General features: G+C 66.4%; 20 protein-coding genes and 1 tRNA gene. 12 read left to right on the top strand and 9 right to left on the bottom strand.

The annotated features are described in order from the left end of the window. Window positions 1-50 precede the first annotated feature (50 nt). Together ACM9HJ_RS12890 and ACM9HJ_RS12885 are read right to left on the bottom strand one after the other, a co-directional pair. Window positions 51-1,382, bottom strand: a complete 1,332-nt coding sequence (locus ACM9HJ_RS12890) for a tetratricopeptide repeat protein (protein ID WP_416572138.1) — start codon at window positions 1,380-1,382, stop codon at window positions 51-53. Continuing rightward, the gene (locus tag ACM9HJ_RS12885) at window positions 1,376-1,687 is read right to left on the bottom strand and encodes a hypothetical protein (RefSeq protein WP_416572137.1); all 312 of its coding nucleotides are present in this window, start codon (window positions 1,685-1,687) and stop codon (window positions 1,376-1,378) included. The genes ACM9HJ_RS12890 and ACM9HJ_RS12885 overlap by 7 nt, the downstream gene beginning before the upstream one ends. A 233-nt stretch (window positions 1,688-1,920) precedes the next feature. On the opposite strand from ACM9HJ_RS12885, the gene recA reads away from it, so the two are divergent. Next, window positions 1,921-2,997, top strand: coding sequence for a recombinase RecA (gene recA / locus ACM9HJ_RS12880; protein WP_102111475.1), 1,077 nt, complete (start codon window positions 1,921-1,923; stop codon window positions 2,995-2,997). A 52-nt stretch (window positions 2,998-3,049) separates the two neighbouring features. Here the strand turns inward: recA and ACM9HJ_RS12875 are convergent, their stop codons facing one another. Further along, window positions 3,050-3,895 carry a phytoene/squalene synthase family protein gene (locus ACM9HJ_RS12875; protein ID WP_416572136.1) on the bottom strand — a complete coding sequence of 282 codons (846 nt, stop codon included), beginning with the start codon at window positions 3,893-3,895 and terminating at the stop codon, window positions 3,050-3,052. A 209-nt stretch (window positions 3,896-4,104) separates the two neighbouring features. Between ACM9HJ_RS12875 and ACM9HJ_RS12870 the strand changes: the two genes are divergently transcribed. The 3 genes from ACM9HJ_RS12870 to ACM9HJ_RS12860 all read left to right on the top strand — a co-directional run bounded on the left by ACM9HJ_RS12870 (window position 4,105) and on the right by ACM9HJ_RS12860 (window position 8,164). Continuing rightward, window positions 4,105-4,731, top strand: coding sequence for a superoxide dismutase (locus ACM9HJ_RS12870; protein WP_416572135.1), 627 nt, complete (start codon window positions 4,105-4,107; stop codon window positions 4,729-4,731). Window positions 4,732-4,991: 260 nt separating this feature from the next. Next, window positions 4,992-6,746: a squalene/phytoene synthase family protein gene (locus ACM9HJ_RS12865; protein WP_416572134.1), complete on the top strand. Its 1,755-nt coding sequence runs from the start codon at window positions 4,992-4,994 to the stop codon at window positions 6,744-6,746. 8 nt (window positions 6,747-6,754) lie between these two features. Continuing rightward, window positions 6,755-8,164 (top strand): hydroxysqualene dehydroxylase, encoded by a 1,410-nt coding sequence (locus ACM9HJ_RS12860; protein WP_416572133.1) that lies wholly within the window; start codon window positions 6,755-6,757, stop codon window positions 8,162-8,164. Here the strand turns inward: ACM9HJ_RS12860 and ACM9HJ_RS12855 are convergent. From ACM9HJ_RS12855 to ACM9HJ_RS12845, 3 genes are all read right to left on the bottom strand, one after another. Next, window positions 8,145-9,431 (bottom strand): amidohydrolase family protein, encoded by a 1,287-nt coding sequence (locus ACM9HJ_RS12855; RefSeq protein WP_416572132.1) that lies wholly within the window; start codon window positions 9,429-9,431, stop codon window positions 8,145-8,147. The two genes, ACM9HJ_RS12860 and ACM9HJ_RS12855, sit on opposite strands and share 20 nt — an antisense overlap. Window positions 9,432-9,521: 90 nt before the next feature. Continuing rightward, the gene (locus ACM9HJ_RS12850; protein ID WP_416572131.1) at window positions 9,522-11,603 is read right to left on the bottom strand and encodes a methyl-accepting chemotaxis protein; all 2,082 of its coding nucleotides are present in this window, start codon (window positions 11,601-11,603) and stop codon (window positions 9,522-9,524) included. Window positions 11,604-11,890: 287 nt separating this feature from the next. After that, complete coding sequence (locus ACM9HJ_RS12845; protein ID WP_416572130.1) at window positions 11,891-13,300, bottom strand: class II 3-deoxy-7-phosphoheptulonate synthase; 1,410 nt, start codon at window positions 13,298-13,300, stop codon at window positions 11,891-11,893. A gap of 248 nt (window positions 13,301-13,548) precedes the next feature. Here ACM9HJ_RS12845 and ACM9HJ_RS12840 point away from each other — a divergent pair, with 248 nt between their 5' ends. Then, window positions 13,549-14,901, top strand: coding sequence for an AmpG family muropeptide MFS transporter (locus ACM9HJ_RS12840; protein ID WP_416572129.1), 1,353 nt, complete (start codon window positions 13,549-13,551; stop codon window positions 14,899-14,901). Window positions 14,902-14,919: 18 nt separating this feature from the next. Here the strand turns inward: ACM9HJ_RS12840 and ACM9HJ_RS12835 are convergent, their stop codons facing one another. Further along, on the bottom strand, window positions 14,920-16,413 hold the full coding sequence (locus ACM9HJ_RS12835) for a hypothetical protein (RefSeq protein WP_416572128.1): 1,494 nt from the start codon (window positions 16,411-16,413) through the stop codon (window positions 14,920-14,922). 167 nt (window positions 16,414-16,580) lie between these two features. Between ACM9HJ_RS12835 and ACM9HJ_RS12830 the strand changes: the two genes are divergently transcribed. From ACM9HJ_RS12830 to ACM9HJ_RS12820, 3 genes are all read left to right on the top strand, one after another. Next, window positions 16,581-16,784, top strand: coding sequence for a hypothetical protein (locus tag ACM9HJ_RS12830; RefSeq protein WP_416572127.1), 204 nt, complete (start codon window positions 16,581-16,583; stop codon window positions 16,782-16,784). 76 nt (window positions 16,785-16,860) lie between these two features. Continuing rightward, window positions 16,861-16,935: transfer RNA gene (locus tag ACM9HJ_RS12825), tRNA-Met, on the top strand. 243 nt (window positions 16,936-17,178) lie between these two features. Continuing rightward, entirely contained in the window at window positions 17,179-17,460 is a 282-nt protein-coding gene (locus ACM9HJ_RS12820) for a hypothetical protein (RefSeq protein ID WP_416572126.1), read from the top strand. 209 nt (window positions 17,461-17,669) lie between these two features. Here ACM9HJ_RS12820 and ACM9HJ_RS12815 read toward each other — a convergent pair whose 3' ends face one another. Further along, entirely contained in the window at window positions 17,670-18,617 is a 948-nt protein-coding gene (locus ACM9HJ_RS12815) for a hypothetical protein (RefSeq protein ID WP_416572125.1), read from the bottom strand. A 243-nt stretch (window positions 18,618-18,860) separates the two neighbouring features. Between ACM9HJ_RS12815 and ACM9HJ_RS12810 the strand changes: the two genes are divergently transcribed. Both ACM9HJ_RS12810 and ACM9HJ_RS12805 read left to right on the top strand, forming a co-directional pair. After that, on the top strand, window positions 18,861-20,657 hold the full coding sequence (locus ACM9HJ_RS12810) for an acyl-CoA dehydrogenase (protein WP_416572124.1): 1,797 nt from the start codon (window positions 18,861-18,863) through the stop codon (window positions 20,655-20,657). 155 nt (window positions 20,658-20,812) lie between these two features. After that, on the top strand, window positions 20,813-21,022 hold the full coding sequence (locus ACM9HJ_RS12805) for a hypothetical protein (protein WP_416572123.1): 210 nt from the start codon (window positions 20,813-20,815) through the stop codon (window positions 21,020-21,022). Window positions 21,023-21,248: 226 nt separating this feature from the next. Here the strand turns inward: ACM9HJ_RS12805 and ACM9HJ_RS12800 are convergent, their stop codons facing one another. Next, window positions 21,249-21,782 carry a sigma-70 family RNA polymerase sigma factor gene (locus tag ACM9HJ_RS12800; RefSeq protein ID WP_416572122.1) on the bottom strand — a complete coding sequence of 178 codons (534 nt, stop codon included), beginning with the start codon at window positions 21,780-21,782 and terminating at the stop codon, window positions 21,249-21,251. Between the two features lie 442 nt (window positions 21,783-22,224). On the opposite strand from ACM9HJ_RS12800, the gene ACM9HJ_RS12795 reads away from it, so the two are divergent. Both ACM9HJ_RS12795 and ACM9HJ_RS12790 read left to right on the top strand, forming a co-directional pair. Next, a complete protein-coding gene (locus ACM9HJ_RS12795; protein WP_416572121.1) occupies window positions 22,225-23,322 on the top strand; it encodes a glycosyltransferase family 2 protein in 1,098 nt (365 codons plus the stop codon). 8 nt (window positions 23,323-23,330) lie between these two features. Then, complete coding sequence (locus ACM9HJ_RS12790; protein ID WP_416572120.1) at window positions 23,331-24,971, top strand: hypothetical protein; 1,641 nt, start codon at window positions 23,331-23,333, stop codon at window positions 24,969-24,971. The last annotated feature ends 9 nt before the right edge of the window (window positions 24,972-24,980 follow it).

Below are 24,980 nucleotides of genomic sequence, written 5' to 3'. Positions count from 1 at the left end.
CATCATGGCGGGGCTGCAACGAGTGATGGTGCCCTGCCTGCCGCACCGGATCAAGCCGGCAGGGCCACGCCCACCCGCGCCACAACCCCGGCCCAGTCGCCGCAACCCTTCTGCCGGAACAGGCGCATGGACGGGTACCAGCCGGTCTTGGGCGATGCCTCCAGCCAGCGCCAGTCGGTATCCGTGGCGATCAGGGTCCAGACCGGCCGCCCCATGGCACCCGCCAGATGCGCCAGGGCGCTGTCGGGCGTGATCAGCAGGTCCAGGTGTGGCAGGATGGCGGCCGTATCGGCCCAGCTGCCGATCTCGGCGCCCAAGTCGGTGACATGGCCGGGCAGCTTGGTGTCGCGCAATTCCTCCCGCCCGCTGGCCACCTGCAGCGCATACCAGTCGGCCCCCGTCCGTGACAAAAGCGGCAGCAGCGACGCCAGCCCCGGCGTGCGCCAGAAATCCCCCGGATGGGCTGGGTTGCCGGCCCAGCTGATACCGATGCGCGGCCGGTTGCCCCGCCGCGCCAGCCTTTCACCCCAGATAGCGGTCAATTCCGCCTGCCCGGATATGTAAGGCCCCTCCCAGGGAATGGCGGATGGTTCCAGCCCCAGCAGGCCGGGCAGATCCAGCAGCGGCACCTGCATATCCACCGGCGGCACCTCGCCCCCCCGTTCCACCAATGTTCCATGCCGCCCATCGGCGAACAGGGGGCTCAACGCCGCCGGCGCCTCCAGCACCACCTGTGCCCCTGCCGCCATCAGCACGCGTACCAGACGCACACACATGATGGTGTCGCCGGCCCCCTGCTCGTCCCAAACCAGGATACGCCTGCCGACCGGGTTCTCCCCTTGCCAGACGGGTATCTGCTGATGCCGGGGTGGGCGGACGGCAACCGACCAGCGGTGGCGGTACCCCGCGAACCCCTCTCCCCAGCGCCCCAGCCGCAGCAGGGCCAGCGACCGGCCCAGCCCCGCCGCCGCATCACCCGGCGCCAGTTCCAGGCAGCGTTCGAACGCTGCCAGGGCACCGGCCGGATCGCCGGTCACCCGGCGCAGCAGGCCGATATCCCGCCAGACATAGGCGATGCCGGGCCCGCGCTCCGCCGCCACGGCCAGGTGGGCGCCTGCCTCGCCCGTCCGCCCCTCATGCAGCAGCAGGTTGGCCAGCGCGCAACGTGCGGGCACCAGCCCCGGTGCCGCCGCCACGGCGCGCGACAGCATTTCGTCCGCTTCCCGCGCGCGTCCGGCCCGCCGGGCCGCATCGCCCAGGCTCAGCAAGGCGATGGCATGGACAGGATCGGCCGCCAGCACCTGCCGCCACAGGGCCAGCGCCTGCGCCGCGTCACCCGTCGCTTCCGCCGCGCGAACCAGATCGGCAACCGCACTCACCATTGTTTCTCCGTCAGGGTCGGCTTGCCCTGCACCGTGCTGCTGATCGCCTCCGGCATGCGGACCAGCCGGTCGCTACGGATCACAGGCAGCGGGTCGGGATCGTAGATATCCTTCAGCCGGCGATATTCCTGGGCATGAAATTCCTGCTGTTCCTGGAAATCGGGTTCCCCGTCGCGGCGGCCCGTGACGATTACCTCCTGCTCCATGGCGGGCGGCGGCTTCGGCTTCTCCTGTTTGTTCTGCGCCCCGGCCGGCACGGTGCAGGCAAACGCCGCCAGGGCCGGCAGCAGCCAGCGCCCGGTCAAAGAGTGATTCCCGCCCGAAATCGACATGCCGTGGACCTGCCTGCCTTTATAGAGCCGCCAGCATAGGCGATTTCGCGCCCCATCGCATCTGAACTTTGTTCATGTTCTTACGGACAGGGCGGAACAAAGTGAACAGAATGAGAACATTTGCGCTTGGCGGACGAGAACAAAGAATGTACAACAGGTGCAGTTGAACGCGCATGCACATCCGTGCGAGAAGGAAGGGGACAATAATGTCGGCTGCTCCACTCCGTCTGGTTGAAACACCCATGGACAAACAAAAAGCTCTGGATGCCGCTCTGGGCCAGATCGAACGGGCCTTCGGCAAGGGCTCGATCATGAAGCTCGGTGCCAAGGAGGCATTGACGGAGACGGAGGTGGTTTCCACGGGCTCGCTCGGCCTCGACATCGCGCTGGGTATCGGCGGCCTTCCGCGTGGCCGCATCATCGAGATCTACGGGCCTGAAAGCTCGGGCAAGACCACGCTGGCCCTGCATGCCATCGCCCAGGCCCAGAAGAATGGCGGCGTCTGCGCCTTCGTCGATGCCGAACATGCGCTGGACCCCTCCTATGCCCGCAAGCTGGGCGTGGATGTGGACGAATTGCTGATCTCCCAGCCCGACGCCGGTGAACAGGCGCTGGAAATCGCCGACACGCTGGTGCGTTCCGGCGCCATCGACGTGCTGGTGGTGGACTCGGTCGCCGCCCTGGTGCCGCGCGCCGAACTGGAAGGCGAGATGGGCGACAGCCATGTCGGCCTGCATGCCCGCCTGATGAGCCAGGCGCTGCGCAAGCTGACCAGTTCCATCTCCAAGTCGCGCTGCCTGGTGATCTTCATCAACCAGATCCGCCTGAAGATCGGCGTGATGTTCGGCAACCCGGAAACGACGACGGGCGGCAACGCGCTGAAATTCTATGCTTCCGTCCGCCTGGATATTCGCCGCATCGGCGCCATCAAGGACCGGGAGACGGTGACGGGCAACCAGACCCGCGTGAAGGTGGTGAAGAACAAGATGGCCCCGCCCTTCCGGGTCGTCGAATTCGACATCATGTATGGCGAGGGCGTGTCGAAGGTCGGCGAACTGCTCGACCTGGGCATCCAGGCCGGCGTGGTCGACAAGTCCGGCTCCTGGTTCTCCTATGACGGGCAGCGCATCGGCCAGGGGCGTGAGAACGCCAAGACCTTCCTGCGCACCAACCCGGCCGTAGCCGACAGCATCGAACAGAAGATCCGTGCCAATGCCGGCATCGTGGCCGGCGCCATGATGGGCACGCCGGAAACCGACGGCGACGCCGCCAGCCCGGAATGATCCCGACAACCGCCCCGGAAGGTCCCCCTTCCGGGGCGGTTTGGTTTTGGGGTTACCACCGCCCTGTCGTCGCTGCCCAGCCCACGGCGATCGGCCGCCACACGCTGGGGCGCAGCAGTTCCGGTGCCAGCGGGTCGTACCCCGCCTTGCGCAGCCGGCCGAGATGATGACCGGCCAGCGTCGCCGGCAACAGGGCGGGCAATGCCGCCTTCGGCACCTGTCCGCGCAGGCGCCGTGCCTCGGCCAGCAGAGCATGGGCCGTATCGGCCACCCCTTCCACCACCTTGGCCAGACCCGGCTCCGGTTTCAGGTCGAACAGGGCCGGTTCCGTCACCCCGTTTTCCGCCATCAGCGTCAAAGGCAGGCGCGACCGGTGGCCGCGCGCCAGGAAGGGTGTGGCGCGCAGGATGCCGGTCAGGGCCCAGGCCGTGCCGACCAGCCTTGCCACCTCCATGGCCGTCTGGTCGCGCGCGCCCAGCACTTGGCAGGCCAGCCGGGTCAAAGGCGCGCCGGTCACCTGGGCGTAGCTGACCAGGCAATCTAGGTCGGCCGGCGCCTCGTCATCCAGATCGGCCTCGCGCCCATCGATCAGCAAATCGAACTGCGCACGGTCCAGCTGATGTCGGGCGATGGCGGCTGCCAGCGGCTCCACCACCTCATGCCGGCGGGGATTGCCTGCGAATGCACCCTCGATGCTCTCCCGCCACCATTGCAGGCGGATCTGCCCCAGGGTGGGTTCGGTCACCACCTCGCGGGTCTTCGCCACCTCATGGTTGAAGGCGTAAAGCGCGAACAGGTCCTCGCGGCTGGCGGCGGGGGCAAAAAGTGCTGCCAGAAACCGGTCATTATCATGCTTGCGGACCGCCTCGGCACAGGCGGACAGGGCGGGCGGCGCCATTATCGCTTTAATCCAATGGGGGGTGACGCCGCCTTATAGGCGTTATGGCCTTGGCCGGAAAGCCTATCCGCTCCCATGGTTGGTAGAACAATTATTCGGGGGTAGAGCGGGTTGACCGGTGCGCGGCGCGGTCGTATCTCTCATCTCCGTGTCCGGCCGCCCCCGCGTCAGGGGCGGCACAACCCCCAGAGAGAACAGGAGCCATCATCATGGCCTTCACCCTGCCGGCACTGACTTACGACACCGCGGCGCTGGAGCCGCATATCGACGCGCTGACCATGGCCACGCACCATGGCAAGCATCATCAGGCCTATATCAACAACCTGAACAATGCCCTGGCCGACCACAGCCAGCTGCAGGGCCTGTCGCTGGAAGACCTGCTGAAGCGCCTGGGCGAACTGCCGGAGAGCATCCGCACCGCAGTGCGCAACAATGGCGGCGGTCACGCCAACCATTCCATGTTCTGGTCGATCATGGGCCCCAATGGCGGCGGCGACCCGACCGGTGACGTGGGCAGCGCCATCACCCGCGATTTCGGCAGCTTCGAGGACTTCAAGAAGAAGTTCAACGAGGCCGGGACCAAGCAGTTCGGCTCCGGCTGGGTGTTCGTCACCGCCGATACCGCCGGCAAGCTGGCCATCGTCGCCCAGCCGAACCAGGACACGCCGCTGTTCAACGGCACGCCCGTCCTGTTCGGCAACGACGTGTGGGAACACGCCTATTACCTGAAGTACCAGAACCGCCGTCCGGACTATCTGGCCGCCTGGTGGAACACGGTCAATTGGGACGCCGTGAACGCCCGTCTGGCCAAGATCACCGCTGGCGCGGTTATTTAAGCTCCCTCAGGCGCCGGGCGGGCGCATCCGCGCCCTTGGCTTGCGCCGCACGTGCGGCGGGCCGGCAGTCGCCGGCCTCCGCCGGTCATGGAAATGACCGGCGGCTGCAAATCCGGACCTGAAGCATGATACAGCCCCGCCGGAGCCTTCCGGCGGGGTTTGTCATATCCCGACGATTACGCCGCATTATCGCCACTTCTACATGTCCCTTTGTCGTGGCAGAGTAGCCTCCCGACCGACGACAGAGCCCCGCCCGACCCATGGCCGAATTCCGCCTGTCCGCGCAGAACCCCGCCCAACCGGGCGATCCCGCCGCCCGCAAGGGCGCGGAGGGGGAGAATTTTCCGGTCGCTTCCCGGCTGATCCCGGCGCCCTATCGCCCGCATGTCATGGCGTTCTACGCCTTCGCGCGGCTTGCCGACGACATTGCCGACGACCCGCATGTCGATCCCGACATGAAGATCGCCCAGTTGGATGCGCTGGAACGCGCCCTGGTCAGCGGCATCGGCAACCAGCCCTGGCTGGCCCCGGCCCTGACCCTGAAGGCCACGCAGACCGCCACCGGCGTATCCGGCATCCATGCCCGCCAGCTTTTGCAGGCCTTCCGCCGCGACGCCATGGGCAGCCACTGCAAGACCTGGCAGGACCTGGTCCTTTATTGCCGCTATTCCGCCAACCCCGTGGGCCGCTTCCTCCTGGAACTGCATGGGGAGGGCATCAATGCCGCCCCCGCGTCGGATGCGCTGTGCACCGCTTTGCAGATCCTGAACCATATCCAGGATTGCCGGCATGACTGGGTGGAACTGGGCCGCTGCTATCTGCCCACCGCCTGGTTCAAGGAAGCGGGGGGATCAGTCGAACATCTGGTGGAAACGGAGGCGACGCCGCCGGTGCGCGCCGTCATCGACCGCACCCTGGACAATGTCGATTCGCTGCTGCGCCGGGCCAGCGCCCTGCCCCGCCTGATCGCCAATCCCGGCCTGCGCATGGAATCGGCGGTCATCGTGGAAATGGCCATTGCGCTTTCTAAGCAGTTGCGCCGCCGCGACCCGCTGGCCGGCAAGGTGCAGGTCGGCGCCTTCAGCCGGCTGGGGGCGGTGCTGCTGGGCGTGCTGCGCGGCATGTCGCGCCGCCCGCCACGCCTGTCGCCGGCGAGCGGTCTGGCCAAGGCCGGCAGCTATGGCACATCGACCTTCTACTGGCCCATGCGCCTGCTGGGCAAGCGCAAGCGCCGGGCGATGTTCGCCATCTATGGATTCTGCCGTGCGGTGGACGATATCGCCGACGGGACGGAGAATACCGAGGTCAAGCGCGGCTCGCTGACCGACTGGCAGCGCCGCATCGATGCCATGTACGGCATGCCCGCCACGGGCCGCCACCATGGCCGCCTGCGCGACCTGGCCGCCGCCGTACGCCGCTACAACCTGCCCCAGGCGGAATTCCAGGCCGTCATCGACGGCATGATGATGGATGTGGACGGGCCGATCCGCGCACCGTCTCTGGGCCAGCTGGCGCAATATTGCCGCCGGGTGGCCGGTGCCGTGGGCCTGCTGGCCGTGCGCGTCTTCGGCCGTGGCGATGCCAGCGCCGATGCCTTCGCCTTGGCCTTGGGTGAAGCGCTGCAGCTCACCAACATCCTGCGCGATGTGGAGGAGGATGCGCGCGACGGCCGCTGCTACCTGCCGGAGGAGATGCTGGAGGATGCCGGCATCGATGTCTATGCGGTGCAGTCCGACCCCGTCGCCCTGCTGTCCGATCCGGCCCTGCCGGAGGTCTGCGAGGCCATGGCCTGCAAGGCGGAGGCCGCCTTCGTCCAAGCCGCCGGCCTGCTGAAACAGCCGCACCGCAAGCTGTGGCCCGCCGCCGCGATGATGGTGCTGTATCATCGCATCCTGGTGCGCCTGCGCCAGCGCGGGTGGGGGCCGGACGCCCTGTCCCACCGCCCCCGCCTGGGCAAGTGGGAGAAGATCAGCGTGGCCCTGTCCTGCGCCCTGGGCCGCCCGCCGCGCCTGTGAACGGTCCAATGGGGGGAATTGTCCATGTCGTGGGCGCTGGCCTGTCGGGTCTGGCCTGTGCCACTGCCGTGGCAAAGGCCGGCCGCCGGGTGGTGCTGCACGAGGCTACCGACCATGCCGGTGGCCGCTGCCGGTCCTGGCACGACGGGCATTTGGACCGGATCATCGACAATGGCAACCATCTGATCCTGGGCGCGAACCGGGAATGTATGGCCTATCTGGATCGGATCGGCGGTCGTGACGGGTTGTTGACCTGGGATCCGGTGGACATTCCGTTCATGGAATTGCCCCCTTCTCTCCGTCATCCCGGCGAAAGCCGGGACCCAGGGGCCACAGGATCAAGCCTCTACGCCGCTTCGGGCAACGCTGTCGACGGGTCCGACATGCCGCCCCTGGGTTCCGGCTTTCGCCGGAATGACGGCAGAGATGAGACCCCCCATACGCTCTGGACCCTACGCCCCGGCTCCGGCCCTCTGCCCCTCTGGCTGGCCGATCCGTCCCGCCGTGTACCGGATACAAGCCTCACCGATTATCTGGCCGTGCTGAATCTGGCCTTCGCCGGGCGCACCCGTACCGTGGCCGACCTGCTGCCGGTCGATCATCCCTTGACCAAACGGCTGTGGAAGCCGTTTGCCGTCAGCATCCTCAATACGCCCTATACTGAAGGTTCCGCCCGGCTGCTCTGGTCCGTGTTCCGGCGTACCCTGCTGCGCGGGGCCGAGGCCTGCCGCCCTTGGATCGCGGGCCCCGGCGGTCTGTCCGCCGCGCTGGTCGATCCGGCTCTGGCTTTCCTGCTACGGCATGGGGCTGATATCCGGTTCGGCCAACGCCTGAAGACATTGCACCGCGCACAGGATGGCCTGGCCGTGGCACTGGATTTTGGAACCGATGGAATCGGTTTACGGGTGGACGACCATGTCGTCCTGGCTCTACCGCCGGAGGCGACGGCCCGCCTCTTGCCCGATCTACCAGTCCCCAATCGGTTCCATGCCATCATGAACGCCCATTTCCGGCTGGATCGGCCCGTCTGCCTGCCTGGTGGTCACCACCTGCTGGGACTAGTGGGCGGGATGGCGGAATGGCTGTTCCTGCGGGGCGACGTCGTGTCGGTGACGGTCAGCGCCGCCGACGCCATCATCGACCGTCCCACGGATGACCTGCTGGCTTTGCTCTGGCGCGATGTGGCCGGAGCACTCGGCCTTGACCCGGCCTCGCCCGACTCCGGCCGCATCGTGAAGGAAAAGCGCGCCACCTTCGCCGCCACGCCGGACCAGGAACGTCTCCGTCCCGGCCCGCGCCTGGCGCGCAACCTGTTCCTGGCCGGGGACTGGACCGATACCGGCCTGCCCGCCACCATCGAGGGGGCGGTGCAATCCGGGCATCGGGCGGCGGAACTGGTTACAGCCCGCCCTTCATGACCTCGCCACCCTTGACGACGACATCCACCTTTTCCAGCAGGCTGATATCGGTCAGCGGATCGCCCTTCACCGCGATCAGGTCACCATAGCGGCCGACCGCCAGCGTACCGATGTCTCCGGACGCCCCCAGCGCGTCGGCGGCGTTCACCGTGGCCGCCTGGATCGCCTGCATCGGCGTCATGCCGAAGGTCACCATGCGGGCGAACTGCATGCCATTGTCGCCATGGGGATAGACGCCGGCGTCGCTGCCGAACACCATCTTCACCCCGGCCTTCACGGCGCGAGTGAAGCTTTCACGCTGGGTCTTGCCGACCACGCGTTCCTTGGCCAGGCTTTCCGGCAGGAACCCCGCCGCCTCTCCCGCCGACAGGATGTATTCGGTGTTGTAGATATCCATGGACAGGTAGGTGCCGCGCTCCTTGGCCAGCTTGATGCCTTCATCGTCCAGGAAGCTAGCATGTTCCACCGTGTCCACCCCGGCGCGGATAGCGGCTTTGATGCCGGCCGTGCCATGGGCATGGGCGGCCACCTTCAGGCCCAGGCGTTTGGCCTCCGCCACGATGGCGTCCAGTTCCTCTTGCGCCAATTGCTGGGCGCCGACCTGCGTGCCCTTGGACAGCACGCCGCCGGTGGCGCAGATCTTGATCAGGTCGGCGCCATATTTCTTCACCTCGCGCACCTTCTTGACCACGCCCCAGGGGCCGTCGGCGGCCCCCTGGCTATGCGCCTCATATTCCGGCGGCAGCAGGTTGTTGTCGCAATGGCCGCCGGTGGCGCCGATGGACGGGCCGGAGACATAGAGGCGCGGGCCCTTCAGCCGGTTGTCGGCCAGCGCTCGGCGCAGGGCCACGTCGGTGAAGCCGGCAGCACCGAGGTTGCGCGCCGTAGTGAATCCGGCCAGCAGCGTCTTTTCGGCATGGATGACGCCGTTGATGGTCTCATCCCCTGTGGACTCGGCCAACCCTTCATAGCCGTGCATGTCGTGCCGGCCGGTCAGGTGGACATGCATGTCGATCAGGCCGGGCAGAATGGTCATGCCCGTCAGGTCCAGCCGTATCGCGCCCTCCGGCACCGCCACGGCCCCTTGCCCCCCCACCGCCGTGATGCGCCCATCGGTGATGATCAGGGCCGGCTTGTCCACGACCTTGCCGCTGGCCACATCGACCATACGGTCGGCCTGGACATAGGTGGTGGCCGCATGGGCCGATGACAGGGCGGTGAAGGCCAGCAGTACGGCGGTGATGGATCGCTTCAGGGGGAACGGCATGGAAGGACTGCCCTTTGTTGGTTTTGTCGCCAACAGGGGTAACACAGCACCCCGGCGGATGGGAGTACCACCCGCCGGGGCGTGAGGGGTTTACCCCCGGATGCCCGCCACGAACCGTTCCACCTGCCGGCGCAGCTCCACCGCCTGCTGTGACAGCGCGTCGGACGCCTGGCGCGCCTCGCTGGCCAGGCTGCCCGTCTCGCTGGCCGCCCGGGTCACGCCCTGGATGGTGTGCGACACTTCCTGCGTGCCCGTCGCCGCCTCCTGGACATTGCGGCTGATCTCCCGCGTGGCGGCACCCTGTTCCTCGGCGGCCGCCGCGATGGTGGTCACCGTCTCGCTGATACCCATCACCGTGCGGCCGATGGACTGGATGGCGACCACGGCATTGCCGGATACAGCCTGCATCTGGGCGATCTGGGCGGAGATATCCTCCGTCGCCTTGGCCGTCTGGTTGGCCAGGTTCTTCACCTCCGACGCAACCACGGCGAAGCCCTTGCCGGCCTCCCCGGCACGGGCCGCCTCGATGGTCGCATTCAGCGCCAGCAGATTGGTCTGGGCCGCGATCGACTGGATCAGGTTGACCACGTCGCCAATCTTCTGTGCTGCATCGGCCAGGCCGGCCACGGTGCTGTTGGTGCGCTCCACCTCATTCACCGCGTCGGTGGCCATGCGCGAGCTTTCGGTGATGCGCTGGTTGATCTCCTCGATCGACCGGGCCAGTTCCTCGGCCGCCGCCGCCACGGTCTGCACATTGGCATTGGCAATGTCGGCGGCGTTGGCCACGGCGGTGGCCTGGGAATTGGTCTGGGTGGCGATGGCCGACAAGGCCTCGGAATCGCCACGGATCTGTTCGGATTGCTCACCCACGGCCGTCACCACTTCCCCGACGGAGCCCTGGAAATCATCGGCCAGGCGGTTCAGTTCCTGGCGGCGACGGTCGGCCGCCTCCTGCTCGTCACGACGGCGCTGCTGTTCCATCTCCGCCACGCGGCCGGCATTCTCCTTGAACAGCTGCAGCGCCTGGTTGATGGCGCCGATCTCGTCCCCACGGTCGCGGTCCGTCACCTCCACCTGGTTGTTGCCTGTGGTCAACGCCTGCACCGTGTTGATGATGCGGCGCAACGGCAGCCCCACGATGGCCCGCGTCGACAAGAACAGGGCCAGCAGCAGCGCCAGGGTCAGCACCACCGCGCCGATCAGGATGACATCGCGCAATTCATGCTTGGGCTGCTCGATCTTGTTCATCGGCAGGTTGACCAGGATGGCCCAGGGCGTGGTGGCCGCACCGACGCGGATGGGCAGGAACAGCTGCCGCACCTCGGTCTGCAAGCTCTTGGAGAAGGAGAGCTGCTGGAATTCCTTGCCCTCCTTGATGGGGGCAAGCGCGTTCTTCAGCTTCTCGTTGGTCTCGACGATGGGTTTGCCCAGGGCCTCGCGGTTGGCATAGCCGACCCACTTGCCCTCGTTGGAGATCAGGAAGACGGCACCCGTACCGAACGGCTTGGCGGATTTCAGATCGTCCCAGATGCCATCGGTGGTCAGGTCGACACCCGCATTGCCGATGAACTTGCCATTCTCGATGATGGGCACGACCAACGACATCATCAGCACCGACTTGCCGCCCACATTGTAGATATAGGGCTCGATCACCACTTCCTTCAGCGACCGCTTCGCCAGCTGGTAATAATTGCCGTCCGGGCCGGGATCGTCATAGCTCACCAGGGGTTCCAGCGTGGCACTTCCCGTTCCCCGGTTCCAATAGGGAATGAAACGGCCGGTGGCGTCGCTGCCGGGGCTGTTGACGGAAGCCGCATCCTTGCCGTCCAGCGCGTTGGGCTCCATCCCCACCCATACACCCAGCAGGCCGGGATTGGTCTCCAGCAGGCCCTTTAGCCAGGCGTTCAACTGTACCCGGTTGGTCATCCCCACCGCCTTCATGCTCAGCACGGAGGAGGCCATGAAGCGGCTGACATCCATGGCGTCGTTCAGCCGGCGTTCGACCAGGGCGGCATTATGCTGCCCGATACCCTCGCCCACCTCCAACGACAGCTTGTCCGTATGGTCCCCGCTGGTGTCGGTGATGGCCAGCAACCCGGCCGTCAGCCCCACGATCAGCACGGCGGCGATCGCCAGGACCAGCTTGGTAACCAAAGGTAGACGCTTCAACATTTCCATCCCCGAACCTGCCCGTTTGCGTGCAGCGTACAACAAGCCCAGGAGTGGTTAAAAACTATTTAAGTATATTCTCCAGCTATTCGATGTCTCATATTCCGCAATGCACACAATTGTCAGCACACATAACGTTACAAAAATAAATATTAATGGCAGTTAACATTATTCAATATTCATTTATGATTTTTCCACAACTGGAAACGATTGGAAACGCCCCATAAAGCAAAACCCCTCCGTCCGATGGGCGAAGGGGTCTGCCTCAATCCACTTCGTGATCGGCGAATTTACTCCGCCGCCACCCGCGTGCGCGGCTGGCCGTCGCGGACGGCCTTCAGGCTTTCCGCGATCAGGAAGGCCAGTTCCAGCGACTGGCTGGCATTCAGGCGCGGATCGCAGGCGGTATGGTAACGCAGGGCCAGCGCATGGTCGGTGATGGCCTGGGCCCCACCCGTGCATTCCGTCACGTCCTGGCCCGTCATCTCGAAATGCACGCCGCCGGGATGGGCTCCCTCGGCGCGGATGACCTCCATGAAGCCCTTCACCTCGCCCAGAACCCGGTCGAACGGCCGGGTCTTGTAACCGGTGGAGGATTTGATGGTATTGCCATGCATCGGGTCGCAGGACCAGACGACCTGCCTTCCCTCGCGCAGCACCTTGCGCACCAGCGGGGCCAGCTTGTCGGCTACCTTGTCCGACCCCATGCGCACGATCAGGGTCAGGCGACCCGCCTCGTCCGCCGGGTTCAGGATGTCGATCAGGCGAATCAGATCATCCGGGTCCATGGTCGGCCCGCACTTCAGGCCGATCGGGTTCTTCACCCCGCGCAGGAATTCCACATGCGCGCCGTCATGCTGACGGGTGCGGTCGCCGATCCACAGCATATGAGCCGACACGTCGTACCAATCGCCGCTGGTGCTGTCGATGCGGGTCAGCGCCTGCTCATAGGGCAGCAGCAGCGCCTCATGGCTGGTGAACAGCTCCGTCTCGCGGATCTGCGGGGTGGTATCGCCGGTGATGCCGCAGGCGGCCATGAAGGACAGGGTCTCGTCCAGGCGGTTGGCCAGATCCTGATAGCGCTCGCCCTGCGGGCTCTTCTCCACGAAGCCCAGGTTCCACTGGTGCACCTTGTGCAGGTCGGCATAGCCGCCCTGGGCGAAGGCGCGCAGCAGGTTCAGCGTGCTGGCCGACTGGTTGTAGGCCTGGACCATGCGGTCCGGGTCGGGGATGCGCGCCTCGGGCGTGAAGTCGAAGCCGTTGATGATGTCGCCGCGATAGCTGGGCAGCTCCACGCCCTCGATCACTTCGGTATCGGCCGAACGCGGCTTGGCGAACTGGCCGGCCAGACGGCCCACCTTCACCACCGGCGTGGCCGCACCGAAGGTCAGCACCACGGCCATCTGCAACAGCACGCGGAACGTGTCGCGGATATTGTTGGGATGGAACTCGGCAAAGCTTTCGGCGCAATCGCCGCCCTGCAGCAGGAATGCCTCCCCGCGTGCCACCTTGCCCAGATGATCCTTCAGCCGCCGCGCCTCGCCCGCAAAAACCAGCGGCGGATAGGCCGCCAGCTTGGCTTCCGCGGCCTTCAACCGGGTTTCGTCGGGATATGAGGGGACCTGCCGGATCGGCTTGGCGCGCCAGCTGTCAGGCGTCCAGCGCCCAGCGGTCCCCACCTTCTGCGTATCCGTAGACATGACCCAGCCTCTTCCTTCTCAACATCCGATCACGGGGCCTCTTTCCCCGTCATGGGATCGTGCATATGGGTTGCCCAGCATCGGCTTTCACCGGTGGGTCGAACTTTGTAAGCGCAGGTGTGGGTATTTTCCAGTCCTATCCACCTGCGTTTTGCGCAATGTTCGTGCGCAAATAGGCCGCGCGGACCGCCAAGCCCTTGCCTATACTCGGGCATTCCTTTCCGCCCCCAACCCAGACAGGACCGCCCATGACGGCCACCGCAGCGAACCCGGCTCCCGAAAAGGCCCCCATCGGCTGGCGGCAGGTGCTGCGCTCGCTGCGGCAGCGCAAGGTGCTAGTCATGCTGCTGCTGGGCTTCTCGTCGGGCCTGCCCTTCCTGCTGACCGGCAATACGCTGGGCTTCTGGCTGCGCGAGGGCGGGGCCGATCTGGCCACCATCGGGTTCCTGTCCTGGATCGGGCTGGCCTATTCACTAAAGATGTTCTGGGCGCCGCTGGTCGACCGGCTGGATGCGCCCATCCTGGGGATGCTGGGGCGGCGGCGCGGCTGGATGGTGCTGTCGCAGCTTCTGGTCGGTGCCGGCCTGATCGGCATGGCGGCGGTGGGGCCGGATGGCGGCGACCTTTGGGTCTTGGGTGGTTTCGCCCTGCTGGCGGCCTTCGCGTCGGCCACCCAGGATATCGTCGTCGATGCTTGGCGCATCGAAAGTGCCCATGACGGGGCCGAACAGGGGCTGCTGTCCGCCGCCTACCAGACCGGCTACCGCGCCGCCATGCTAGCCACCGACAGTCTGATCCTGCTGCTGGCCGCCGGCATCGGCTGGCAATCCTCCTACGGGGTGGCGGGTGCGGTGATGGCGGTGGGCATCGTCGCCACGCTGATGGCCACGGAACCGATGCGCCACGCGCCGGCCGGCGACGCCTCGGCAGCCCCGCTCTGGACGCCGGTCGGGTTGTTCGACGCCATTGTCGGGCCGCTGCTCAGCTTTTTGCGTACCTATGGCGCGCTGTCGATCCTGATGCTGCTGGTGGTGATGACCTTCCGGCTGGGCGATTTCATGATCGGGCCGATGATCAACCCGTTCTATGTCGATCTGGGGCTGACCAAGGAGGTGGTGGGGGCCGTGCGCGCATCTGTCGGGCTCTGGGCCTCGCTGGCCGGGATCGCGCTGGGCGGGCTGGCGTCGGTGCGGCTGGGCTTCCGGCGTACCCTGGTGCTGGGGGCCGTGCTGGGCCCCTTCTCCAACCTGGCCTTCTCGGTCATGGCGTTCAGCGGGCCGGATATCGGCGTGTTCACGGCGGCCATCATCGTCGACAACATCGCCACCGGCTTCGCCGGCGTGGCGCTGACCGCCTATATGTCCAGCCTGACCAGCCTGGGCTATACCGCCACGCAATATGCCCTGCTGTCATCGCTTTATACTGTGCTGGGCAAGGTGCTGAAGGGCTTCTCCGGACAGATGGTGCAGGGGCTGGAACCCGTGGCCGGGCAGATGGGGGCCTATGCCCTGTTCTTCGCCGGCACGGCCGCCATCGGCATTCCGGTGGTGGCGCTCTGCCTGTTCCTGGATCGTGCCGCCAGCCGGCAGCGGGCGGCCTGAAAGACCGCCCGCCAATCATCAGAAGCCACAGGGGCAGGTACACATTGGCGGATTGGTCCCGCCGCCGGGCCCCGTGCCACCACCGCCGGGGTTCGTTCCACCGCCAGGGTTTGTCCCACCGCCGGGGTTCGTACCGCCGCCCGGATTGGTGCCGCCGCCGGGGTTCGTACCGCCGCCCGGATTGGTGCCGCCGCCAGGGTTCGTACCGCCACCCGGATTGGTGCCGCCGCCAGGGTTCGTACCGCCACCCGGATTGGTGCCGCCGCCAGGGTTCGTACCACCGCCCGGATTGGTGCCACCGCCGGGGTTCGTACCGCCGCCCGGATTGGTGCCACCGCCGGGGTTCGTACCGCCGCCCGGATTGGTGCCACCGCCGGGGTTCGTACCGCCGCCGGGGTTCGTACCGCCGCCCGGATTGGTGCCACCGCCGGGGTTCGTACCGCCACCCGGATCGGTCCCACCGCCGGGGTTCGTACCGCCGCCCGGATTGGTCCCACCGCCGGGGTTCGTACCGCCACCCGGATTGGTGCCGCCGCCAGGGTTCGTACCACCGCCCGGATCGATACCGCCGCCGGGATTTGTTCCCCCACCCGGAATACCCCCACCGCCCGGTATTCCACCTCCTCCGGGAATGCCGCCTCCTGGTATACCGCCGCCGGGGATTTCCCCACCGCCACCGGGCGTGCCACCGCCGCCGGGATTCGTCCCACCGCCGGGGTCACCGCCGCCTGGATTGGTGCCACCTCCCGGATCGCCGCCGCCGGGTCCACGGCCGCCACCACGACCACCGGAGCCGGTCACCACACCGCCAACACCTGCGGCCACGCCGGCCACAACGCCCGGCACGACGCCGGCGCCCACTCCCGCCGCCGTGGCACCCGCACCGGTGCCCGCCCCACCGCCGCCGCCCAGGCCTGAAGTGGCACCCTTGTCATCCTGGGCCACGACCTCCGCCACCTGCTGGTCGTCGCTGGAGCGGGAATTGATGTTGGTCAGCGTGTCGTCACCCAGGGCCACGACAGTGCGGCTGCCGGGATTGATCACTTCCCCGCCGATCAGCTGGATCTGGGTGTAAAGGCCGGTTGCAACGCCCATGGCCGTGGCGATGGCGCCCAGGTTCAGGGGCTGGTTGGCATAGATGACCGGGTTCTCCACCATGGCCACCAGCACCACGCGCCCGCGCAGCACGCTTTCCATCAGGTTGATGCCGACGCGCACCTTGGCCGCCGTCATTGCCGTGGCGGTGGCGCCCGCAGCACCGCTCCCGCCACCCACCGTCACCCGCAGGTCGCGGATCTCCAGTTCCGGCGGAAAGCCGCTGACCGATTCCGGTTCCGCGCGCACCCGGATGCCCCGCATGGAACCGTCATTCATGCTGGCCAGCGCCCTTTCCGCCCGGCCCGGAATATCGAAGGCGAACGGCGCCAGCAGCACCAGCAAGGCGGTGATGACGCTGGCATAGAGGATGAAGCGGAAAAACCAGCGGAGCGGCGTCAGCAGCAATCGCAACATGGCAGGCGGACCGGCAAGGGGGAGATGGCTGCATCCTACAGCGCCACCACCCCCAAAGTCTTGTGGCCGATACGCCCCACTGCCACCATAAATGGACAGGGTGGACAGAATTGCCGCGTGCCCGCATCCTCTGCCCCGGACCCAAGCCGCCACAGGTGCCCCGCCCCATGTCGCCGCCCGAACCCAAGCTCTTCATCTTCCGCTGGCGCAATGATGCCGGCAAGGAGACCGAACTGTCCTGCTGGGCCGCGACCGAGCGCGACGCGGAACAATCGGCGCTCCGCGCCGGCTGGCCGGGCCATGACGGCACCCGCATGGGCCGCTATCGCGCCCAGTTGAAACGCCACCTTCTGCGCGACGAGGATTTTTGAAAACAGGTGTTGACAGAGCGGGCGCAGTTTCATAAATAGCGGCTCCCGTTCGGGACCACCCGGACGGACCGGTTTCGGCACCGTAGCTCAGCGGTAGAGCAGGGGACTCATAAGCCCTTGGTCGGGTGTTCAAATCACCCCGGTGCCACCATATCGAACCCCGTCGGAGACACCTCCGGCGGGGTTTTGCTTTTCTGGCCCCTGCCCCATCCACAGAATCTCTCATGCGGCAGTGAACCACCGGCCGTTTCCAGGCATTATACTAACGGCACGAGACCTTGGGCTCGGGCCGAGGCCGGCGACTGCCGCCCCGGCGCTCGTGCGCCGTGAGCCAAGCCGCCGGATGGCGGCGCCCGGCGACTGAGGGAATGAGCAAGATTCAACCGGAGGCCCCATGAACCAACAGACACGGAAGAATATCGCACGCGCCGGCATGCTGCTGCTGCTGGCCGTCTGCGTCACGGCTTGCGCCAACCAGCCGGCCCCCACGGCGGTACAGCCGCTGCCGGGCATCCTCTGGGGCCTGATCCATGGGTTCCTGGCGCCCTTCACCTTCCTGGGCAGCCTGATCCTAGACATGCGTATGTACGCCTATCCCAATGACGGGCTCTGGTACGATTTCGGCTTCGTGCTGGGTTCCGGCATCCTGTTCGGTGGCGGCAGCCGAGCGGTATAGGCAAGAGACCGGCGCGTGATGATCATCGTGCGCTGGTACGGCGGCGATCGCCGCCGTGCGGCACGTGCCGCGTAAGCCAAGCCCACGGATGTGGGCGCCCGGCGCTTGAGGGAACAACTCACATGTGTACGGCGGCGACCGCCGCCGCGCGGCACGTGCCGCGTAAGCCAAGCCGCCGGATGGCGGCGCCCGGCGTTTGAGGGCGCGGCTTAAGCCGCGATCAGGCTGCCCGACGACAGGTTGGGGCCGATCTTCATTCCATAGCCGTTATTGACGTGGCCCTTGGCCTGTTCCTCACCATCGCTGTCGCGGGCGCCGGAACCGGTGCTGCGCTCCTTCTCATCCTCGTCCGATGATGGCAGGGCTAGGCTGTCCAGCATCATGATGGTGAAGGTGGAGATCGGTTCCTTGCCGGTGGCGGCGGAACGGGTACCGGTCAGCCAGGGCTGGGATGACGTATCTGCCGCCTGCACCGTGCCCAGCGTGGTGGAACCGGCAAATTGTGCCGGGGCATCATCGAACTTGGCGGCGAACCGGTCGAAGATCTGGCCCACCGACTTGGGCCGCGTGCCGTCATAGAAGACGTTCAGATTGGCCTTGGCCGCATCGGGCAGCAAGGAGGCGGCCGGCTGGTTGGGGTTCTTGTCCATGGCCTTCAGGAACTTGGCGGCCCCGCCGGCGCCCAGGAAATGGGCCATGTACAGCTCGGTATTACCCACCGGCCGGCCCAACTCGTTCTCCAGATAGCTCTTGTTGTCATTGGCCAGTTCGGCCGCGAAGATCGCCGACAGGCGCGGGTCCTTGCGCAGGTTCAAGATTTCCTTGCGCGTGGCGGGATCGGAGACGGAACCATTGTTGATCTTGTCGGCATAGACACCCAGCCCATACTTGGCCCCATGCTGTTCTACCATGTTCAGCCAAGTGCCCTCGGTGAACTGGAACAGGCCGGTGGCGCTGCTGGTCGATGCCTTGATGTCCGTGCGATAGCCGCTTTCAACCCCCGCCTTATCCATCAGATAGGCAAAATCGACCCCGGTGGCGTCGCTGGCCTGCTGGACGGCGCGGACGACATGGGCCGGTGCGTTGCGCGACGCGCCCTGGCTGGCGGTAGCGCTGCTTGCCTGCTGGTTCAGAAGGTTGAGGCTGCTGGTCGTCACGGCACTTTACTCCACACAGGGTACTGGTTCCGCCGGGAATAAAGCAATCGCCGTGCCAAGCCTCTTCCGCACCCCTGTGACATGCAAAGCCTGATGACAGGCGCCTCCCTTTTACGTTAACGTAAGCTTGAAGTCGCTACCGCCAGGGCTTGCCCGGCATGCGGTCGTGCGCGATCTTTGACTTGACGAATGGGGCGGGCGCTGGACCCTGTCCCCGATAAATCCGCTGGGAGGAAGCCTGACATGACCGCTTACAACGCACCGCTCCAGGATATGCGATTCACGCTGACCCACGTGGTCGGCCTGGATCAGGTGGCGAGCCTGCCTGGTTACGACGTGGTGACTCCGGACCTGGTCGACCAGGTCCTGGACGAGGCCGGCAAGCTGGCCCGCGACGTGCTGGCGCCGCTGAACCGCGTGGGCGACCAGAATGGGGCGAAGCTGGATAATGGCGTCGTGCGCACCTCCCCCGGCTTCAAGGATGCCTATCTGAAATATGCCGAGGGCGGCTGGAACGCCGTGCCGTTCGATCCGGAATATGGCGGCCAGGGCCTGCCCTGGACGCTCGCCCTGCCGATCCAGGAGATGTGGACCTCCGCCAACATGTCCTTCTCCCTCTGCCCAATGCTGAACCAGGGGGCGGTGGAGTTGCTGCAGGCCCACGGATCGGAGCAGCAGAAGCGCACCTATCTGGAAAAGCTGATCAGCGGCGAATGGACCGGCACCATGAACCTGACGGAGCCGCAGGCCGGTTCCGACGTGGGTGCCGTGCGCACCCGGGCCGTTCCGCAGGATGACGGTTCCTGGCTGATCACCGGGCAGAAGATCTTCATCACCTATGGTGAGCATGACTTCACCGACAATATCGTCCATCTGGTCCTGGCCCGCACCCCCACGGCCCCGGCCGGTGTGAAGGGCATCAGCCTGTTCGTGGTGCCCAAGTTCATGGTGAACGAGGATGGCAGCCTGGGTGCCCGCAACGACCTGCGCTGCGCCGGGCTGGAGCACAAGATGGGCATCCATGCCAGCCCGACGGCCGTCATGGCCTTCGGCGACAATGGCGGCGCGGTGGGCTTCCTGGTGGGCGAGGAGAATCGCGGCATCGAATACATGTTCACCATGATGAACAATGCCCGCCTGGGCGTTGGCCTTCAGGGCATGTCCATTGCCGAACGCGCCTATCAGCAGGCGGTGGACTATGCCAAGGGCCGGGTGCAGTCCCGCGCCCTGACCGGCAAGGACCCCGCCCCCGTCGCCATCATCAAGCATCCCGACGTGCGCCGTATGCTGATGGCCATGAAGTCGCAGATCGAGGCGGCGCGTGCCCTGGTCTATTTCACCGCCTCGGCCCTGGACAATGCCCACAGCAATCCGGACGCCGATGCCGCCAAGGCCGCCAACGCGCTGAACGATCTGCTGACCCCCATCACCAAGGCCTGGTGCACCGATCTGGGCGTGGAACTGACCAGCCTGGGCGTGCAGATCCATGGCGGCATGGGCTTCATCGAGGAAACGGGAGCCGCCCAGCATTACCGCGATGCCCGCATCGCCCCCATCTACGAGGGCACGAACGGCATCCAGGCCAACGACTTGGCCTTCCGCAAGGTGCTGCGTGATGGCGGCACTGCCGCCTTTGCCCTGATCGCGGAAATGCGGGAAACGGCGTCCGCCATCGCCGCCCAGCCGGGTGATGATATGGCCACCATGGGTGCGGGCCTGACCGATGCCATTGACGCCGTGGAAACGGCGACCAAGTGGGTGGTGGCAACCGGCAAGGGCGATCTGACGGCTGTGGCGTCGGGCGCGGTGAACTATCTGCGCATGTTCGGCGTCACCATCGGCGGCTATCTGACCGCCAAGGCGATGATCGCCGCCAACGGCCTGCTGCGTCAGCCCGGTGCCGATGCCAAGTTCCTGGACGCCAAGATCATCACCGGCCGTTTCTATGCCGACCAGATCCTGCCCCAGGCGCGCGGCCTGCTGAAGGTGGTGACCGACGGCCATCGCGCCGTCAACGCCCTGTCGGATGACCAGTTCTGATCGGATTGTTGCAAGGGGTGGGTGATCTTATACCCACCCCACCCGACAAAGGGCATAGGCCCAACGTTTGCGTGTCTAGGCTTTGCGTTAAATAGACTTTCCGATCGGTTGGGTTCCAAACTCATCCCACCAGACAGAGGGCGGGAGGAAACCCAATGACCGACGCGCCAACCAACGAGTTGCGCCAGCTGGCCGCAAAGATCGTGACGTCCTATGCCCAGGCAAACCCAGTTGGACCGGAACAGCTCACGGGCGTCATCCGCCTAGCCTATCAGGGCCTGCAGCGATGCATCACCCCGGTGCCGGTGGCGGCCCCCGCTGTCCAGCGGAAGAAGCGCCGTCGCGGCCGACCGTCGGCTTCGTAAATTCAAGCTGTCCTGCCAACGGTCATTTTCCGTGACCGTTGGCGGCCGGCGACTGCCGGCCCGCCGCTTGGTAGCGGCATAAACCAGGGGCGCGGATGCGCCCGCCCGGCGCTTGAGGAACACCTAATATACAAGTATACAAGCCGGTGACTGCCCCGGCCCGCGGCACATGCCGCGCAAGCCAAGCCCACGGAGTGGGCGCCCGGCGCCTGAGGGAACACTATAATCAAGCCCGGCCTTCAACCTCGCCATCCATCAGGCGGCGCAGCGTGCCACGGGCCCGCGACAGGCGGGACTTCACCGTGCCGACGGAAACATTGGCGTCGCGGGCGGCCTGTTCGTAGCTGACGCCGCGCAGCGCCACCATCACCACCATGTCACGCTGATCGGACGGCAGCCGGGCCATGGCGCGGCGCAGGTCGCGGATCTGCATGCGGCCCATCTGGCGGGCCGGAGCCCCACCCAGTTCCGCACCGTCGCAATCATCCAGGGCGACATGGTTGCGGTTGCGGCGCAGGCCGTTGATATGCAGGTTGCGCAGCATGGTGGACAGCCAGGCCCGCAGGTTGGTGCCTTCTTCCCACAGATGCAGGCGGGTCAGGGCGCGCTCCATGCATTCCTGGGCCAGATCGTCGGCCTGGGCGCCGTCGCGGCACAGGCCCAGCGCATAGCGGCGAAGATATTCGCGCTCGGCTGCCACCTGGCGGGCCAGATCGGGGCGGGCAGAAGCGGTGGTGATGCCGGTGATGCTGATAGCCATGTTCATCTCCTTCGTCCAGATGAGACGTAAGTTCTGCGAGACCATTGTCGAATATAGAACGATATCCGACCTATTAATGGTCTGACCCGAGTTCGGATCGACTTGTCGTCGAGGATTTCCTCGTTCGTGATTTAGGAAATCTTTACCCCGACGGTGTCATGATTGTGGCGGGAGCCGCCCAAGTCCCGTTCTCTTTAGTCGGAGCCGGATGGATATAGACCTTCCGCCCCACTCATGGCGCCCCATTGGAAAACCGGTGTGGATGCGCTATATCGACCGGACAGGTGGAGTATGGCGCGGACCGGTGCCGCCGGCGGGGCCTATAACCCTCCGGTTGGGTGGCGGTTCCGACGGCAAAGGCTTAGTGTCCGCGCATGCTGCGACGGAGCCGGCGCCCCCCGTGTCAACGACCCCGTCGCGCGCCTTTGCCCAAGGACACGTCATGTCGTCGCCCACCCACACCGACCCGTCCAAGACACCCACCACCCTGCGCCCCCTGACCGAGGCCACGGTGCTGTCCGTCGTGCTGCCCATGCATAACGAGGCGGACAATATCGACGCCCTGTTCGCACGGCTGCAACCCGTGCTGGAGCGGCTTGGCGTGCCGTATGAGGTGGTGTGCGTGGATGATGGTTCGCGCGACGATACCTGGGCCCGGCTGACGGCGGTGCATGCCGCCAACCCGCGTATCCGCCTGGTGCGGTTCAGCCGCAATTTCGGCAAGGAAATGGCCATGACCGCCGGTCTGCGCCATGCGTCGGGCCGGGCCGTAGTGCTTATGGACAGTGACCTGCAGCATCCGCCGGAAGTCATCGAGGAGTTCTATGCCCATTGGCAGGCGGGCGCCCAGGTGGTGTTCGGTGTACGCCGTTCGCGCGACACCGACCCGCCCTTGCGCCGCTTCCTGACCCGCCGTTTCTACAAGATGCTGGACGCGATGTCGGAAGTGCCGCTGCCGCGCGATGCCGGCGACTTCCGTCTGATGGACCGCGCGGTGGTCGACTCGTTGAACCTGATGGGCGAGCGCACGCGCTTCATGAAGGGACTTTATAGCTGGGTCGGGTTCCGTCAGGTGGCCGTACCGTTCGACACGGCGGAGCGCCATGCCGGCACCTCCACCTTCAGCACCTGGAAGCTGTTCCGCTTCGCCATGGACGGCATCGTCTCCTTCTCCACCCTGCCCCTGCGCGTCTGGTCCTGGCTGGGTCTGGCGGTGGCCGCCGTGGCCGTGCTGTATGGGGCGGTCATCCTGCTGAAGACGATGATCTTCGGCATCGACGTGCCGGGCTATGCCTCGCTGATGGTGGCCACCCTGTTCATCGGCGGCGTGCAACTGATCTGCCTGGGCGTGCTGGGCGATTATCTGGGCCGCGTCTTTACCGAGGTGAAGGGACGCCCGCTCTATCTCGTGGCCGACAGCGTGGGATTCGCCGTTGCCGCTGGGGTTGAGGAGGTGCGGACCGACCATCGCCATCATCACCATGCGCCTGCCCCTCTTCCCGCCGCCCTGCCCGACCGGCGCAGCAGCGGGACGAACTGATCGGCGCCATGGGCACTTCCCTGACACAGCAGGCGGGCACCGCGCCGTTCTGGGACGGCGTGGCGCAGGCGGCGCTGGCCGTGGCATTGCTGTTCGTGGCCGCCACATTCAAGCATTACGGCATCACCTGGGACGAGCCGCTGCATCTGGAGAACGGATGGCGGGCCCTGGACTGGTACCTGTCGCTGGGCGAGGACCAGCGGGTGCTGGGTTTCCAGAACCTTTATCTCTATGGCGCGCTCTATGACACGGTGACGGCCGCCGCTGGCGCCCTGTTCCCGTTCGATGCTTATGAGACACGGCGCCTGATCGGCGGCCTGGTGGGGGTGGCCGGGCTGGCGGCGGTGCGCGCCCAGGCCCGCATGCTGGCCGGCCCGCGTGCCGGGGCGCTGGCCGTCATCCTGTTGCTGCTGACCCCGGAATGGATGGGACAGGCCTTCGCCAATCCCAAGGATGTACCCTTCGCCACGGCCGCCGCCTGGATGGCCCTGTTCCAGATCCGCCTGATCCGCGACCTGCCGCGGCAGAAGGCCGGGACCCTGCTGGCCTATGGCTTCGCCTTCGGGGCGGCGCTGGGCATACGTGTGGGCGGGGTGGTGCTGATCGGCTCGCTGGGCATCGCGTGCCTCTATTGGCTGGCCCTGCGTTTGCGCCAGCGCCCGCCGGCGACAGCCCTGTGGGAGGGGGTCACCGCGGCTGCCCGCCTGATCCCGGCCTTCGCCCTGGCCTGGCTGATCATGCTGGCCTGCTGGCCCTGGGCGCAGGTGGAACCGTTCTCACGCCCGCTGGAGGCGCTGGCCGGATTCTCGCATTTCCCGCTGTCCTTCAGCTTCCCCTTCGCCGGCCAGACCCTGGTGACCACCGACCTGCCCTGGTGGTATGTGCCCGTGGCCTTCGGGGTGAAGCTGCCGGAGGTCACGCTGCTGGGCCTGGGCATCGCCGCCTACATGGCCATCCGCGCCCTTCGCCACCCGCTGTCGCTGCTGCCCGAACGGGTGGGGCTGGCCGCCGCGATCCTGCTGCCGCCGCTGATCGTCATCGTCACCGGTGCCGTGCTTTATGACGGCATCCGCCATATGCTGTTCCTGCTGCCGCCCTTGTCGGTGGCGGCGGGCATCGGGCTGGACCGGCTGGCGGAAAGGCTGCGCAGCCCCGCCGTGATCGAACGCCTGCCCGAGGCCACGCGGATCGCGGCGGCCCTGCTGGTGCTGTGGATGGGCTGGCAGTGCCTGACCATGGCCCGCCTGCACCCCTACCAGGCCATCTGGTACAATGCCCTGGCCGGCGGGGTCAGCGGGGCGGAGGGGCGGTTCGAACTGGATTACTGGGGCAGCCCCCTGTCGGAAGCGGCCGAGCGCCTGCGCAACCGCATCGTATCGGAAGAAGGTGGCGGCGCCATCGCCCATCCCTATCGCGTGCGCATCTGCGGCCCGCATGACAGCGCCCTGCACTTCCTGCCGCCCACCTGGAAGGCCCCGGCTGATGGCCAGGGCAAGGCCGATTTCTATCTGGCCTTCACCCGTGGCAATTGCGGTCCGGTGCCACCGGGCCGCGAGTTGCTGCGCGTGGAACGGATGGGCGTGACGCTGGCCTATGTGCTGGATCTGCGCCCCGATCGTAGGTCAGGTCGAGGCGAAGCCGAGCCCTGACAGAAAGAC

Origin of the sequence: Niveispirillum sp. KHB5.9 (genome assembly GCF_048066115.1) — a bacterium.
GTDB lineage: Bacteria > Pseudomonadota > Alphaproteobacteria > Azospirillales > Azospirillaceae > Niveispirillum.
Note: the sequence above shows the minus strand (reverse complement) of the source record. Positions and strands in the feature narration are given on the sequence as shown.

What these genes read in the sequence shown, in the direction of transcription:
- ACM9HJ_RS12840 (WP_416572129.1), top strand. Translation starts at nt 13,549, where the DNA reads ATGACGGCCACCGCAGCGAACCCGGCTCCCGAAAAGGCCCCCATCGGC.
- recA (WP_102111475.1), top strand. Translation starts at nt 1,921, where the DNA reads ATGTCGGCTGCTCCACTCCGTCTGGTTGAAACACCCATGGACAAACAA.
- ACM9HJ_RS12790 (WP_416572120.1), top strand. Translation starts at nt 23,331, where the DNA reads ATGGGCACTTCCCTGACACAGCAGGCGGGCACCGCGCCGTTCTGGGAC.
- ACM9HJ_RS12795 (WP_416572121.1), top strand. Translation starts at nt 22,225, where the DNA reads ATGTCGTCGCCCACCCACACCGACCCGTCCAAGACACCCACCACCCTG.
- ACM9HJ_RS12865 (WP_416572134.1), top strand. Translation starts at nt 4,992, where the DNA reads ATGGCCGAATTCCGCCTGTCCGCGCAGAACCCCGCCCAACCGGGCGAT.
- ACM9HJ_RS12805 (WP_416572123.1), top strand. Translation starts at nt 20,813, where the DNA reads ATGACCGACGCGCCAACCAACGAGTTGCGCCAGCTGGCCGCAAAGATC.
- ACM9HJ_RS12875 (WP_416572136.1), bottom strand. Translation starts at nt 3,895, where the DNA reads ATGGCGCCGCCCGCCCTGTCCGCCTGTGCCGAGGCGGTCCGCAAGCAT.
- ACM9HJ_RS12830 (WP_416572127.1), top strand. Translation starts at nt 16,581, where the DNA reads ATGTCGCCGCCCGAACCCAAGCTCTTCATCTTCCGCTGGCGCAATGAT.
- ACM9HJ_RS12800 (WP_416572122.1), bottom strand. Translation starts at nt 21,782, where the DNA reads ATGGCTATCAGCATCACCGGCATCACCACCGCTTCTGCCCGCCCCGAT.
- ACM9HJ_RS12810 (WP_416572124.1), top strand. Translation starts at nt 18,861, where the DNA reads ATGACCGCTTACAACGCACCGCTCCAGGATATGCGATTCACGCTGACC.
- ACM9HJ_RS12850 (WP_416572131.1), bottom strand. Translation starts at nt 11,603, where the DNA reads ATGTTGAAGCGTCTACCTTTGGTTACCAAGCTGGTCCTGGCGATCGCC.
- ACM9HJ_RS12835 (WP_416572128.1), bottom strand. Translation starts at nt 16,413, where the DNA reads ATGTTGCGATTGCTGCTGACGCCGCTCCGCTGGTTTTTCCGCTTCATC.
- ACM9HJ_RS12860 (WP_416572133.1), top strand. Translation starts at nt 6,755, where the DNA reads ATGGGGGGAATTGTCCATGTCGTGGGCGCTGGCCTGTCGGGTCTGGCC.
- ACM9HJ_RS12820 (WP_416572126.1), top strand. Translation starts at nt 17,179, where the DNA reads ATGAACCAACAGACACGGAAGAATATCGCACGCGCCGGCATGCTGCTG.
- ACM9HJ_RS12855 (WP_416572132.1), bottom strand. Translation starts at nt 9,431, where the DNA reads ATGCCGTTCCCCCTGAAGCGATCCATCACCGCCGTACTGCTGGCCTTC.
- ACM9HJ_RS12870 (WP_416572135.1), top strand. Translation starts at nt 4,105, where the DNA reads ATGGCCTTCACCCTGCCGGCACTGACTTACGACACCGCGGCGCTGGAG.
- ACM9HJ_RS12845 (WP_416572130.1), bottom strand. Translation starts at nt 13,300, where the DNA reads ATGTCTACGGATACGCAGAAGGTGGGGACCGCTGGGCGCTGGACGCCT.
- ACM9HJ_RS12890 (WP_416572138.1), bottom strand. Translation starts at nt 1,382, where the DNA reads ATGGTGAGTGCGGTTGCCGATCTGGTTCGCGCGGCGGAAGCGACGGGT.